The sequence below is a fragment of the Streptomyces sp. Q2 genome (assembly GCF_056820935.1).
In genome coordinates this window covers 1-13,502 of the sequence record NZ_JBXEJE010000012.1, presented here as the reverse complement: position 1 = coordinate 13,502, position 13,502 = coordinate 1, and the positions used below count along the sequence as shown (strand labels likewise).

Genomic DNA, 13,502 nt, shown 5'->3' with positions numbered 1-13,502 from the left:
AGGGAGAGTCCCGCGCCCCGCCCGGCGTCCGCGACGAGCGTGCCGTCGCAGCCGAATCGCCCACGAGAGTTCGGGCCTTGGTTCAGATGGGCCCGCGCAGCGCAGTGCCTGAATACGCCGAGAATGTACGGCGATGTCGACTGACACCGGAAGTGTTCACCGGCGCCCAGAGAGCGTCAAGGTCGCCGACGACAACGGTTGAGGGGCATGCGGCCACCGACTGCCCGCCCGCCTCTCCCGACGCGCAGACTGCCCCCGCCCTCACCCCCTACACCGTCGGCACGGCCGTCACTCCCACCCCCCGACGAACCTCGTGCCCCGGCATCCCCGCTCGCCCCACTACCCAACTCGCCCCGTCGAGCGACTTCGCGGCCTGCTTCAGCGGGGCCAGACAGGCCGCCGCTTCCCGGTGGTCCGTCACACTGCCCGGCACGCACAGCACCGTGGCGAGGGACAGGGTGACGGCACGCCCGCCCGCCGACCACGGGACGTCCAGCACGGCGGCGGCGAGCGGTTCCAGTCCCTCCGGATCCGCGAGCACCAGGAAGTCGTCCCCGCCGATGTGGCCCACGCGGGCACTGCCGGACACGGCGTGCAGCAACGCCCGCCCCACGGACCGGATCAGCTCGTCGCCGACCGCGAAACCGGCTCCGTCGTTGACCTGCTTGAAGTGGTCCACGTCCAGCCAACTCAACGCGAACGTCCGCCCGTCCGCGATATACCGGTCCACCTCGCCGGTGATCGCGTCCGAACCGGGCAGCCGGGTCAGCGGGTTGAGCCCGGCCGCCTCCTCGACCCGGCTCTCGGCCAGCGCCCGGACCAGGTCCGCGAGCCGTACGACGCCCACGCACCGGCCGTACCGGTCGACGACCGCCACGTCGTCCGACGTCCGGTCCCGGTCGCCGACCGCCAGCACGTCCAGGACCTCCCATGCGGTGGCGTCGACGCCCACCGTCCTGGGCGGGTCGCCGAGCTTGGCGGCGGGCCGGTCGGCGTACAGGGCATGGCCGTAGCGCCCCGACATGGACAGCAGGAAGCGGGACCGGTGCACCGACCGCACCGGCACCCCGTCCTGGTCGACGAGCAGCACCCCGGAGACGTGTGGCGACCCTGTCAGCAGCGCCCGCACCTGGCTCGCGGACGCGGTGACCGGCAGCAGCGCCGCGGGCCGGACGAACTCTCTTACCGTCGGCCCCGAACGCGGCGCCTCGACGACGTCGGGGGAGCGGGGCGGAACGTAGACGTCCGCGGCCGGCAGCCTGGACGGCGGCGCGAACAACTCGCCCTGCGCGAGCTGCGCACCGGCCGACAGCGCCCCGGCGCACTGCAGTTCGGTCTCCACCCCCTCGACGCACAGCAACGCACCCACCTCGTCGCACAGGGTGCGCATCGCCCGCACCGCCGCCGGCCGCGCCAGCAGCGACGCGTCGAGTTTCACCAGGTCGGGCCCGAGGTCGGTGAGCAGCCGCAGCGGTACGTCCCCGTCGCCGACACCGTCCGCGCTGATCCGGAACCCCTGCTCCCGCAGCCCGGCCACCGCCTCCAGCAGCGCCGGCTGCGGTACGTGGGTGTACGGCGGGCCGACATCGATCGTCACCTCCCACGGCAGCCGCCCCGCCTGGCGCACGGCGTCGTGCAGCGGCGTGAGTCCGCCGAGGTCGGCGAGCGTGCCGGCGAACACGTTGACGTGCAGCGGCAGCAGAGTCTCTCTGCGAACCGCCGAACGGACCGCCAACACCGCGAGCCGCCCGTCGAGTTCGGGGTCACGACGGGCCTCGGCCAGGATGTCCCCGGTCTCGGGGCGGGCGAGTATCTCCAGCCCCGCGACCCCGCCGGTCGTCAGATTGACCACCGGTTGGAAGGCGAAGCGGAGAGTATCCGTCCAGGAGCGCACGGGAGCATGATGGCGCGGCCGACGCACGCCCAGGCCCAGTTCATGAGCCGTTCACGCAGCATTCCCGGCCGGTCACGCACCGTACGGGAAAGCCCTTGCGTCCCCGTCTCGCCGCACGACCGCCCGGACTTCGGCCGCTCGTCTCTCACCGCACCGCGATCACCGCCGAACCGTGTCCGAACAGCCCTTGGTTCGCCGTGATCCCCACGCGCGCGCCGGCGACCTGCCGGTCACCCGAAACCCCCCTCAACTGCCAGGTCACCTCACAGACCTGGGCGATCGCCTGCGCCGGCACGGCCTCCCCGAAGGAGGCCAGTCCACCACTCGTGTTGACCGGTATGCGCCCGCCCAGGGCCGTCGCGCCCTCCCGCAGCAGCTTGGCCCCCTCGCCCTCCCCGCACAGCCCCAGGTCCTCGTACCACTGCAGTTCCAGCGCGGTGGACAGGTCGTACACCTCGGCGAGGGAGACGTCCTCGGGCCCGATGCCGGCCTCCTCGTACGCCGCCCGCGCGATGGACGCCCGGAAGGGCTCGGTGGCGGGTTCGGCGGCCACCGCGGAGTCCGTCGCGATGTCCGGCAGGTCCAGCACGGTCTGGGGGTAACGCGGCGTCACCGTGGACACGGCCCGGATACGCACCGGATCAGCCACCCCGTGCCGACGGGCGAAATCCATGCTGGACAGCACCACGGCTGCCCCGCCGTCGGAGGTCGCGCAGATGTCGAGCAGCCGCAGCGGATCGGCGACCACGGCGGAGGCGGCGACCTCCTCGGCGGTGACCCGCCTGCGATAGCGGGCACGCGGATTCAGCGCGCCCAAGGCGGCGTTCTTCACCTTGACCTGTGCGAAGTCCTGCGTGGTGTCGCCGTGCACGGCCATCCTCCGGCGCGCGTACAGCCCGAAGTACGTGGGGTTGGTCGCCCCGAGGACCCGGAAGCGCAGCCAGTCCGGATCGTCGGGCCGGTCCCCGCCCGCGGGCCGGAAGAACCCCTTGGGTGCGGCGTCGGCGCCGACCACGAGCACCACGTCCGCGAGACCGGACAGGATCTGCCCGCGCGCGGTGTCGACGGCCTGCGCCCCTGACGCGCACGCCGCGTACACGCTCGTGACCCGCGCCCCCTGCCAGCCCAGCGCCTTCGCGAACGTCGCCCCCGCCACATACCCGGGGTAGCCCCCGCGCACGGTGTCCGCCCCGACGATCGAGTCGACCTGCCGCCACTGGAGCCCCGCGTCGGCGAGCGCCGCACGGGCAGCCACCACTCCGTACTCGACGAAGCCGCGCCCCCACTTGCCCCACGGGTGCATGCCCGCGCCGAGCACCGCCACGTCACCGGTCACCGCGTCACCCCCGTCGGACGCCACTGCCAGGTCGTCCAGATGGTCTCTGAGTCCTCATGGAGCACCCCGGGCACGATCTCCACCTCCATGCCCACCGCCAGATCGCCGACCGTGACCCCGGGAACCGCCTGTCCCAGCACCACCATCCGCTCTGCCTCCAGCTCCACAGCGATCAACGCGCACGGCTCCCACGGAAGTTCCGGATCGGTCACATAGGGTGACGGTGGCCGGTACCGGCTGTCGGTGTACGACCAGACGCGTCCGCGCCGGGAGAGCGGAACCACCTCCAGGTCACCGCCGGAACACCCGGGATTGCGGCAGTGAATCTCCTCGCGAGGAAAGAACACCGAGGCGCAGGCGCTGCAGCGCGTGCCGAGCAGCCTGAAGTCGTCGCCGTCGCCGGCGAACCACCCCTCGACCACGGGCGTGTGTGTACGCGACAAGGTCCCTCCCTCCATCGAATCTGACGGTACGTCAGAAGTGTGCCACGGGCGGCGCCGCACGGGCAGGGCCGTCGTCGAGGGTGCTCTCTTCGAGGCGAACCGCATCCGATCGCTTCCCCTGCGCAACACACCCCTGATAGACGCAGGAGACATGACACGACTCACGAACACAGTGCGCGGGCTGGTCACCTTGTGCGCCGCCCTGCTGGCCGTGGCCACGCCCTCCGCCACCGCCCGGGCGAACACCGACCCCAAGGCGCCGGAGAACTTCGTGGCCCTGAGAACCGTCGACCCGACGATCCTCCAGGAGATGCGCTACTTCACCCCGCACAACTTCGTCGGCGAGCGCATCGACGGCTACCGCCAACCGCTCTGCATCCTCACCCGCCCCGCCGCCGAAGCGCTCCACCAGGCACAGGTGACCCTCCTGCGCCAGGGCTACACCCTCAAGGTGTACGACTGCTACCGGCCGCAGCGCGCCGTGGACCACTTCGTCCGCTGGGCGAAGGACCTCGACGACCAGGCCTTGAAGAGCGAGTTCTACCCGGATGTCGACAAGACCCGGCTGTTCGAGGACGGTTACATCGCCGAGAAATCCGGTCACAGCCGCGGCTCGACCATGGACCTCACGATCGTGAAGCTCCCCGCGAAGCCGACCAGGCCGTACGTCCCGGGGGAGCCCCCGGTGCCCTGCTACGCCCCCAAGGACGAGCGTTTCCCGGACAACTCCGTCGACATGGGCACCGGCTTCGACTGCTTCGACACCCTCTCGCACACCCTCGATCCCCGCATCCAGGGCGAACAGCGGACCAACCGGCTGCTCCTCAAGAGCACTCTGGAAAGCCTCGGCTTCGTGAACCTCGCCGAAGAGTGGTGGCACTACACGTACAAGCCGGAGCCCTACCCGGACACCTACTTCGACTTCCCGGTGTCCGCGAAGTCGCTGACCAAGAGCCACTGACTCCTGACCGACCGCAATGGGGCCACCTCCGGAAGACGCTCTTCCGATGATCGGATACAGTCCGCCGCGTGTCCGAAACTCAGCACTCCATCCCCAACTCCGCGCCCGGCTCCCACTGTTCCGCCTGTGGAGCTCCCTACGGAGCGGGCGTCTCCGGCTGGCCCCGCACCTGTCCGGCCTGCTCCACCGTCGCCTACCGCAACCCGCTCCCCGTCGCGGTGGCCCTCCAGCCCGTGTACGACACACAGGGCAGCGCTCTGGTGGTCATCACCCGAACCGTCGCCCCCGCGCGCGGAGGCATCGCGTTGCCCGGCGGCTACATCGACGACCGCGAGGACTGGCGGCAGGCCCTCGTCCGTGAACTCAAGGAGGAGACCGGCATCGACGCGGCGAGCCGCGACGTACGACTCGTCGACGCGCTGAGCTCGCCCGACGGCCACCTCCTGCTGTTCGGGGCCCTGCCGGAGCGCCCGGCCGACGGCCTCGCGCCCTCCCAGGCCACGGACGAGACTGAGGGCTGGCACCTCCTGCGGCGGCCTCAGGAGCTCGCCTTCCCCCTGCACACGCTGGCCGTGCGGGCCTGGTTCGAGGGCCGGTACCTCTGACCTCAGCCCGTCTCCAGCCCTCGTACGCGCACCGGGTGAGGCGGCTCGCTCACGCCGTCCTCACCCTCCTGCTCGACGACCACCCGCGACCCCTCCCAGCGAGTGACATAGCGCTCGATCGCCGGCTCGTCCCAGCCGTCGCCCCCGTCCGGCACCACCAGCCCGCCCCCGGTACGTCCCCGGGCGGGCGCCCAGACCTCCAGTTCCAGCCCGCCGTCGTCACCGCGCACCGGAATGACGGCACCCGCCCGCGCGAGCACCGGTATCCGTGACAGCGGAGCGTCCAGGAGGACCTGCGCCGGCCCCTCGTAGGCCTGCCCCGTAGCCGTGTCGTACCAGCGCCCCCGCGGCAACCGCACGGCACGCCGGCCCGCGCCCGGATCGAACACCGGCGCCACCAGCAGACAGTCGCCCAGCGCGAACGCGTCCTCGCAGTCCCGCAGCGCCCGGTCCTCGGGCGCCGACCACCACAAGGGGCGCACATAGGGCGCGCCCGTACGGCGGGCCAGATGCGCGAGCGTCACGAAATACGGCAGCAGCCGACGGCGTTCGACGAGCGCCACGCGCGCGTACTCCAACACCTCCGCACCGAACTCCCACGGCTCCCGGCGCCCGGCCCGCATGCTCGCATGCGTGCGGAAGAGCGGCAGATACGCGCCCAGTTGGAACCATCGCAGATACAGCTCGGGCGACGGACTCCCGTCGAAGCCGCCCACGTCCGGCCCCGAATACGGCACCCCGCACAGCCCCAGCCCCATGACCAGCGACAGTGACGCCCGCAGCCCGGGCCAGCCGGTGGCGACGTCGCCGGACCACGTCCCGCCGTAGCGCTGCATCCCCGCCCAGCCGGAGCGCGAGAAGACGAAAGGACGTTCCTGGGGAGCCAGTTCGCGCAGCCCCTCGTAACCCGCCCGGGCCATGCACAGCGCGTACACGTTGTGCGCCTCCCGATGGTCGCCGCCCCGCCCCTCCAGAGAGTGCCTGGCCGACCGCGGCAGCGTCGACTCGCCGAAGGCCGTGAACGAGGTGGGTTCGTTCATGTCGTGCCAGAACCCCGAGAAGCCCTGCGCGAGCCGCTCCTCATAGAGGCGCCCCCACCACTGCCGCACGCGCGCGTGCGTGAAGTCCGGATGGGCGGCCTCTCCGGGCCACACGACACTCCGCACGAGCCGCCCGGTCGCGTCCCGCACGAACGCGTCCTTCGCCGTCCCACTGTCGAACACGGTGTTCCCCGGTTCGGCCTTGACGGCGGGATCGACGATCGACACCAGCCGGATCCCGTCCCGCCGCAACTCCTCGGCCAGCACCGGCAACTTGGGAAAACGATCCTGATCGACGGTGAACACCTGGTGCGCGTCGTAGTGGTCGATGTCCAGATGGACCGCGTCGAGGGGCAGGGCGCGCTCCTGATAGCCCGAGCCGATCCGCCGGACCTCCTGCTCGTCGCCGAAGCCCCACCGCGCATGGTGATGACCGAGCGCCCACGCCGGCGGCAGCGCCGGCGCCCCGGTGAGCGAGGCCCAGGCGAGCAGCACGCGCGCGGGGGTGCCCACCATCACCCAGGAGCGCAACGGCCCCCCGTCCATCCGCACTTCGCACGTGCCGGCCAGGTCGTGACCGGACCCCGCGCCCTCCTCACCCTCCCGCAGGGTGACCGTGCCGTCCCACGACGTGTCGTGGAACACCAGATGCGTGGCCGCGTCGGCCACCACCAGCTGCACCGGCATCGTCACGTACAGCGGATCGTCGCCGGGGCCGAAGGGCCGGCCCGGGTCCGTGTTCCACAGCCGGTAGGCCCCGTCCCGCAGCCGGGGCCCCGAAGCGCGCCCGCCGAGTCCGAAGAACCGCGCGTCCGCGGCCACCTCCGAGCGCTGCATCCACCGGGCCGGTCCGCCGCCGACCGGATCCCACCACCGGGGCGGCAGATCCCGGCGCAGCATCACCCCTCCGGGCGTAAGCACCTCGATCGATCCGTGCCGCGAGACGACGACCGTCACCCGCTCGGCCACGACCCGCCAGCCCCCGTCCTTGTCCGGCTCCAGCCGCGCCCGCGGGTCCGGCTCCGGACAACGGTTCGCGAGCGCGTACGACGGCTCCGGGCCCGCCCCGTCCCAGCCCCAGAAGACAGCTCCGTTCACGGCGACGCTGATCCGCAGCTCGGAGCGGCTGAACCGGACGACACCGCCCCCGGGACCAGGCTCCACCTCCCGCACCGGCCCGGGAACCCGAGCCCGCTCGGCCCCCCGCGACGGCAGCCCGGAGGCATCGGCACGCCTCCTGCGCCACGCGGCTCGTACGGTACGCAACCCCTGGGCCGCCCCCGCCGAACCGACCGCCTTCACCGAACGCACCAGGTCACGACCATCCATGCTGCTCAGCCTGCCATTGACCGGCTCACACAGGTGTCTCGTTCAACTGCCGTTCACCCGTGCCTGGACCACATCTTCACGACACGGACTATGTGGGGCACACCCTGGTGTGAGAATTGATCACATGGCATCGTCCGTGTCAGCCGCGTCACGCGCACACCCAGCCCGTGCGCGGACGACGCACACGACGCGCACAGTCCGGGAGCCGCCCCATGCCGACCACGAACCCCCAGCCGCTCTGGCAGCCCGATCCGGAACGCATCGCCCAGGCACAGGTCACCAGGTTCCAGGCCTGGGCGGCGGAACACCACGGCGCCCCTTCCGCGGGCGGCTACCCCGCACTGCACCGCTGGTCCGTCGACCAGCTGGACACGTTCTGGAAAGCCCTCACGGAGTGGTTCGACGTACGGTTCTCGACCCCCTACGCGCGCGTGCTCGGCGACCGCTCGATGCCCGGCGCCCAGTGGTTCCCCGGAGCGACCCTGAACTACGCCGAGCACGCCCTGCGGGCCGCCGAGACCCGCGCGGACGAACCGGCCCTCCTGCACGTCGACGAAACCCACGAGCCGCGCCCCGTGACCTGGTCCGAACTGCGCCGACAGGTCGGCGCCCTGACCGCCGAGCTGCGCACCCTCGGCGTCCGCCCCGGCGACCGCGTCAGCGGCTACCTTCCCAACATCCCGCAGGCCGTCGTAGCCCTCCTGGCCACCGCCGCCGTGGGCGGCGTATGGACCTCCTGCGCCCCCGACTTCGGCGCCCGCAGCGTCCTGGACCGCTTCCAGCAGGTCGAACCGGTGATCCTGTTCACCGTCGACGGCTACCGCTACGGCGGCAAGGAGCACGACCGCCGTGACACGGTCGCCGAACTGCGCCGAGAACTGCCCACCCTGCGCGCCGTCGTCCACATCCCCGTGCTCGGCACCGAGGCTCCCGAAGGCGCCCTGGAGTGGTCGGCCCTGACGGCCGCCGACACGGAGCCCGTCTTCGAGCAGGTGCCCTTCGACCACCCCCTGTGGGTGCTCTACTCCTCGGGCACGACCGGCCTGCCCAAGGCCATCGTCCAGTCCCAGGGCGGCATCCTCGTCGAGCACCTCAAGCAGCTCGGCCTGCACTGCGACCTGGGCCCCGAGGACCGCTTCTTCTGGTACACGTCCACCGGCTGGATGATGTGGAACTTCCTCGTCTCCGGCCTCCTCACGGGCACCACGATCGTCCTTTACGACGGCAGCCCCGGCTATCCGGACACCGGCGCCCAGTGGCAGATCGCCGAACGCACGCAGGCCACCCTCTACGGCACCTCGGCCGCGTACGTCATGGCCTGCCGCAAGGCCGGAGTCCATCCCGGCCGTGACCACGACCTCTCCAGGGTGCGCTGCGTCGCCACCACCGGCTCGCCCCTGCCGCCCGACGGTTTCCGCTGGCTGCACGACGAGGTCCGCGACGACCTGTGGATCGCGTCCGTCAGCGGTGGCACGGACGTCTGCTCCTGCTTCGCCGGAGCCGTACCGACCCTCCCCGTGTACATCGGCGAGCTCCAGGCACCCGGCCTGGGCACCGACCTGCAGTCCTGGGATCCGAGCGGAAAGCCCCTGGTCGACGAGGTCGGCGAGCTCGTCGTCACCAACCCCATGCCGTCCATGCCGATCCACTTCTGGAACGACCCGGACGGCAGCCGCTATCACGACAGCTACTTCGACACCTATCCCGGAGTGTGGCGTCACGGCGACTGGATCACCGTCACCTCGCGCGACTCCGTCGTCATCCACGGTCGCTCCGACTCGACGCTCAACCGCCAGGGCGTCCGCATGGGTTCGGCCGACATCTACGAAGCCGTCGAACGACTCCCCGAGATCAAGGAATCGCTCGTCATCGGCGTCGAACAGCCCGACGGTGGCTACTGGATGCCTCTCTTCGTACACCTGATCCCGGGAACCGCCCTCGACGAGGCCCTCCTGAACCGCATCAGGCAGACCATCCGCGAACAGCTCTCCCCCCGCCACGTCCCCGACGAGGTCATCGAGGTGCCCGGCATCCCGCACACCCTCACCGGCAAACGCGTCGAGGTCCCCGTGAAACGCCTCCTCCAGGGCACCCCCTTGGAGAAGGCCGTCAACCCTGGCTCCATCGACAACCTGGACCTGCTCCGCTTCTACGAGGACCTGGCCCACAAACACGCCTGACCAAAACCGGAGGGCACGGCTCACCCTCCCGTAGCCGGCCTCGGGCTCGCCCAGCACACCTGCGAAGCCCGAGGCCGACAAAGCCACCTCGCCCGGACACCGTTGTCAGTGCCGCCGATTACTGTGAGTGAGCATTGATCGACCGGACCCAGGGGGAACCATGGCGCACACCGACCACCAGACGATGCGACGCGTCCTGCGCCGCGAAATCGCCGGCACCATCGGCCTGCTGACCGACGAGCACGACTTCCGCGCCATGCGGCGGTACCGCAGCTTCACCTTCGACGACCACAAAACCTATCTGCGACACGTCGAAGAGCTCCTCAAACACCGCGTCGCGCAAGGCAGCCACACCACCGTCGCCCTCTTCGACCCACAGGAGTACGCCGAGTTCTGCACGGCCGCCGGCCTCGACCCGGACATCCAGTCAAGCCGCACACGCTTCACAGCGGAGCTCGCGACAACGGGCCCGACCATCCCCTACGACGGCCAACCCCTGGCCGACCTCGTACCGGCCCTCGTCGACGAAGCCGTCCGGCAGGCCACCTGGGAGTACGCGAGCACCCTGCTGGCACGTCTCGGCGCCTGTGCCGCCTGCGGCGAGGACATCGGCCGTGCGGCCTTCATCCGCGCCTCCCACCTCCTCGTCCGCATCCTCGAAACAGCCCAGAGCGGAGACCGACACCTCGTCTGCAGCGTCACGGGCACCCCGGAATCAGTCGTGTCCGTGCTCCGCACAGAAGAGGAGAGCGACGGCGCCACCCACCTCGACGAGGCCGAAGCCCTCGAGTTCACCACCGTCCTGGCCCTCGGCCTCGCCACCCACGGCCCCGGCGGTCTCGTCATGCGCACCAGCACCCCCGGCGCCCCGGACCGCATCTACGGCTGGCGCATGCGAGGGGAAGGCCTCGAACCCCTCACCGCCGGAGAGGTCTTCGACGCCTACTGCACCGACATCGACTCCGGAGACCTCATCTCCCCGGAATCGGACGTCGACTACTGCGTGCCGCCCGAGCTCGGTGACATGGGGCAGACACCGGGGCACCACCACTGAACGCGTGAGGGGCGCCCCACCCGCAGGTGGAGCGCCCCTCACGGCACAGCCGACGGCCGGCCCGACCGCTACTCGCCGGACAACACGGCCTGCGCCGCGTTCCGCGCCCCCTCAGCACTGTCCGAAGCCCGCGCCGCAGCCGCGGCCCGCTCACACTGCGCAAGCGTGTACTTCGCCAGCGTCGCCCGGACGTAGGGGATCGACGCCGCACCCATGGAAAGAGAGGTGACGCCCAGACCGGTCAGCACACATGCGAGCAGCGGGTCGGACGCGGCCTCGCCGCAGACACCACAGCTCTTGCCCTCGGCCTTCGCCGCCTCGGCGGACAGCGCGACCAGGTCGAGCAGCGCGGGCTGCCAGGGGTCCTGCAGACGGGACACGGCACCCACCTGACGGTCCGCGGCGAACGTGTACTGCGCGAGGTCGTTGGTCCCCAGGGACAGGAACTCGACCTCCTGCAGAATCGAGCGCGCCCGCAGGGCGGCCGACGGAATCTCCACCATCGCGCCGAACTTCGCCTGCAGCCCAGCGTCACGGCACGCGTCCGCGAAGGCCCTCGCGTCGGCACGGTCCGCCACCATCGGAGCCATGACCTCGAGGTAGACCGGCAGTCCCTCGGCAGCCTTGGCGAGCGCGGTCAGCTGCGTGCGGAGCACATCGGGATGGTCGAGCAGGGCCCGCAGTCCACGCACGCCCAGTGCCGGGTTCGGCTCATCCGCCGGCGTGAGGAAGTCCAGCGGCTTGTCCGCACCCGCGTCCAGCACACGCACCACGACACGTCCCTCGGGGAACGCCTCGAGCACCTGACGATAGGCGTCGACCTGCTTCTCCTCCGACGGAGCGTTCTTGCTGTCGTCGAGGAACAGGAACTCGGTACGGAACAGACCGACACCCTCGGCCCCGGCCTCGACGGCCGCCGGCACGTCGGCCGGACCGCCGACATTGGCCAGCAGCGGCACCTTGTGCCCGTCGGAGGTGACGCCCGGCCCCGTCGAGGCGGCCAGTGCGGCCTTGCGCTCGGCGGCCTCGGCCGCCATCCGCCTCTTCCGTTCCTCACTGGGGTTCACGAAGATCTCGCCGGTGCTCCCGTCCACCGCGATCATCGTGCCCTCGGCCAGCTCACCCGCTCCGGGCAGCGCCACCACGGCCGGAACTCCGAGCGCACGGGCGAGAATCGCACTGTGGCTGGTCGGGCCGCCCTCCTCGGTGACGAAACCGAGGACCAGCGTCGGATCCAGAAGCGCGGTGTCGGCCGGCGCAAGGTCCCGAGCAATAAGGACGTACGGCTCGTCACTGTCCGGCACACCCGGCATCGGCACCCCGAGCAAGCGTGCGACGATACGATTCCGCACGTCATCGAGGTCGGCGACACGACCGGCCAGGTACTCACCAGCTCCGGCGAGCAGGGCGCGGTACGCGGCGAACGCGTCGTACGCCGCCCGCTCGGCCGTGCTCCCGACGGCGATCCGCCGCTCCACGTCCGCCATCAGCTCGGGATCCAGGGCCATCATGGCCTGCGCCTCGAGCACCGCCTGGGCTTCTCCTCCGGCCAGGTTGCCGCGTGCCGTCAGATCGGCGGCCACAGCCTCGACGGCTTTACGAGCGCGCCCCTGTTCACGCTCCGCGTCCTCCGCCGGTATCTGCTTGGCAGGCGGTTCCAGCACCGCCGTTCCCATGTGCCGAACCTCGCCGATCGCCACACCATGGCTCACGCCGACGCCTCGCAGCGTTGTCTCCATCTCACCCGTCCCGATAGTGCGGCGGGTCCCGCCGCCGCGGTGGTTGTCCCTACTTGCCGTCATCAGACGGTGTCGGCGTCACTTCCAGACGAAGAGACTGTCGCCGGCCTTCACGTCGCCGTCCTCACGGAGCTCGGCGAGCGCCTCGGCGGTGGCCTCGAGCGCCACGATCGGGCAGACCGGAGACTTGCCCGCGGCCTCGACCGCCGCCGGATTCCAGCGCACCACGCTCTGACCGCGCGTGACGGTGTCGCCCTTGTTCACGAGCAACTCGAAGCCCTGGCCGTTGAGCTGCACCGTGTCGATGCCGAGGTGGGTGAGTACGCCGTGTCCGGCCTCGTCGACGACGACGAAAGCGTGCGGATGCAGCGAGACGATGACTCCGTCGACGGGCGCGACAGCCTCGGAAGGCTCACGCACGGGGTCGATGGCCGTTCCGGGGCCGACCATGGCCCCGGAGAAGACCGGATCGGGCACCGCCGCCAGTCCGATGGCGCGTCCGGCAAGAGGGGACGTCACGGTGGTCATGGGAAGCCTCCCAGGGGTGGAGATCTATATGGACACCGTCACTGCCTGTCCCGGACGGCGCACTGATCAGCAGGGTATGTCATACGAAGTACCGGTTCCGCACGAGAGCTCACCTTAGAGGTCTAGACCATACCTCGAATCGATTTGCACCTGCTCTGCGGCTCCGTGTACAGTCGTACTCCTGCTCGGGGCTGAGCGACGCACACCTGGCGTCCTTGCCTGGCAGCACCCAACTTGTCAGATCCTATCTCGGGGTCACCTTCTGCATGCCTGCAGGACGGTGGTCAGGGGGCCGGAAAAACACTGCTAGAGTTGGAAACGCAAGACCGAAGGGAAGCCCGGAGGAAAGCCCGAGAGGGTGAGTACAAAGGAAGCGTCCGTTCCTTGAGAACT

At 70.7% G+C, this 13,502-nt stretch carries 10 protein-coding genes; 4 read left to right on the top strand and 6 right to left on the bottom strand.

Annotated features, from left to right (window positions below):
- Window positions 1–268: 268 nt before the first annotated feature.
- The 3 genes from ACWBNA_RS14835 to ACWBNA_RS14825 all read right to left on the bottom strand — a co-directional run bounded on the left by ACWBNA_RS14835 (window position 269) and on the right by ACWBNA_RS14825 (window position 3,652).
- On the bottom strand, window positions 269–1,894 hold the full coding sequence (locus tag ACWBNA_RS14835) for an EAL domain-containing protein (protein WP_482704795.1): 1,626 nt from the start codon (window positions 1,892–1,894) through the stop codon (window positions 269–271).
- Between the two features lie 145 nt (window positions 1,895–2,039).
- Window positions 2,040–3,230: a lipid-transfer protein gene (locus tag ACWBNA_RS14830; RefSeq protein ID WP_482704794.1), complete on the bottom strand. Its 1,191-nt coding sequence runs from the start codon at window positions 3,228–3,230 to the stop codon at window positions 2,040–2,042.
- Window positions 3,227–3,652: a Zn-ribbon domain-containing OB-fold protein gene (locus ACWBNA_RS14825; RefSeq protein WP_482704971.1), complete on the bottom strand. Its 426-nt coding sequence runs from the start codon at window positions 3,650–3,652 to the stop codon at window positions 3,227–3,229. The genes ACWBNA_RS14830 and ACWBNA_RS14825 overlap by 4 nt, the downstream gene beginning before the upstream one ends.
- A 172-nt stretch (window positions 3,653–3,824) precedes the next feature.
- Between ACWBNA_RS14825 and ACWBNA_RS14820 the strand changes: the two genes are divergently transcribed.
- Complete coding sequence (locus ACWBNA_RS14820; RefSeq protein WP_482704793.1) at window positions 3,825–4,634, top strand: M15 family metallopeptidase; 810 nt, start codon at window positions 3,825–3,827, stop codon at window positions 4,632–4,634.
- Window positions 4,635–4,702: 68 nt separating this feature from the next.
- Window positions 4,703–5,239, top strand: coding sequence for an NUDIX domain-containing protein (locus tag ACWBNA_RS14815; RefSeq protein WP_482704792.1), 537 nt, complete (start codon window positions 4,703–4,705; stop codon window positions 5,237–5,239).
- A gap of 2 nt (window positions 5,240–5,241) precedes the next feature.
- Here ACWBNA_RS14815 and ACWBNA_RS14810 read toward each other — a convergent pair whose 3' ends face one another.
- Window positions 5,242–7,608, bottom strand: a complete 2,367-nt coding sequence (locus ACWBNA_RS14810) for a glycoside hydrolase family 31 protein (protein WP_482704791.1) — start codon at window positions 7,606–7,608, stop codon at window positions 5,242–5,244.
- Window positions 7,609–7,820: 212 nt separating this feature from the next.
- Between ACWBNA_RS14810 and ACWBNA_RS14805 the strand changes: the two genes are divergently transcribed.
- Window positions 7,821–9,788, top strand: coding sequence for an acetoacetate--CoA ligase (locus ACWBNA_RS14805; RefSeq protein ID WP_482704790.1), 1,968 nt, complete (start codon window positions 7,821–7,823; stop codon window positions 9,786–9,788).
- Between the two features lie 160 nt (window positions 9,789–9,948).
- Window positions 9,949–10,842, top strand: coding sequence for a hypothetical protein (locus tag ACWBNA_RS14800; RefSeq protein ID WP_482704789.1), 894 nt, complete (start codon window positions 9,949–9,951; stop codon window positions 10,840–10,842).
- A 68-nt stretch (window positions 10,843–10,910) separates the two neighbouring features.
- Here the strand turns inward: ACWBNA_RS14800 and ptsP are convergent, their stop codons facing one another.
- Both ptsP and ACWBNA_RS14790 read right to left on the bottom strand, forming a co-directional pair.
- Entirely contained in the window at window positions 10,911–12,581 is a 1,671-nt protein-coding gene (ptsP, locus tag ACWBNA_RS14795) for a phosphoenolpyruvate--protein phosphotransferase (protein ID WP_482704788.1), read from the bottom strand.
- Between the two features lie 78 nt (window positions 12,582–12,659).
- Window positions 12,660–13,109, bottom strand: coding sequence for a PTS sugar transporter subunit IIA (locus tag ACWBNA_RS14790; protein WP_482704787.1), 450 nt, complete (start codon window positions 13,107–13,109; stop codon window positions 12,660–12,662).
- Window positions 13,110–13,502 lie beyond the last annotated feature (393 nt).

Excerpts from the sequence above, each read along its gene's own strand:
- ACWBNA_RS14800 (WP_482704789.1), top strand. The coding sequence starts at position 9,949 with ATGGCGCACACCGACCACCAGACGATGCGACGCGTCCTGCGCCGCGAA.
- ACWBNA_RS14810 (WP_482704791.1), bottom strand. The coding sequence starts at position 7,608 with ATGGATGGTCGTGACCTGGTGCGTTCGGTGAAGGCGGTCGGTTCGGCG.
- ACWBNA_RS14805 (WP_482704790.1), top strand. The coding sequence starts at position 7,821 with ATGCCGACCACGAACCCCCAGCCGCTCTGGCAGCCCGATCCGGAACGC.
- ACWBNA_RS14820 (WP_482704793.1), top strand. The coding sequence starts at position 3,825 with ATGACACGACTCACGAACACAGTGCGCGGGCTGGTCACCTTGTGCGCC.
- ptsP (WP_482704788.1), bottom strand. The coding sequence starts at position 12,581 with ATGGAGACAACGCTGCGAGGCGTCGGCGTGAGCCATGGTGTGGCGATC.
- ACWBNA_RS14790 (WP_482704787.1), bottom strand. The coding sequence starts at position 13,109 with ATGACCACCGTGACGTCCCCTCTTGCCGGACGCGCCATCGGACTGGCG.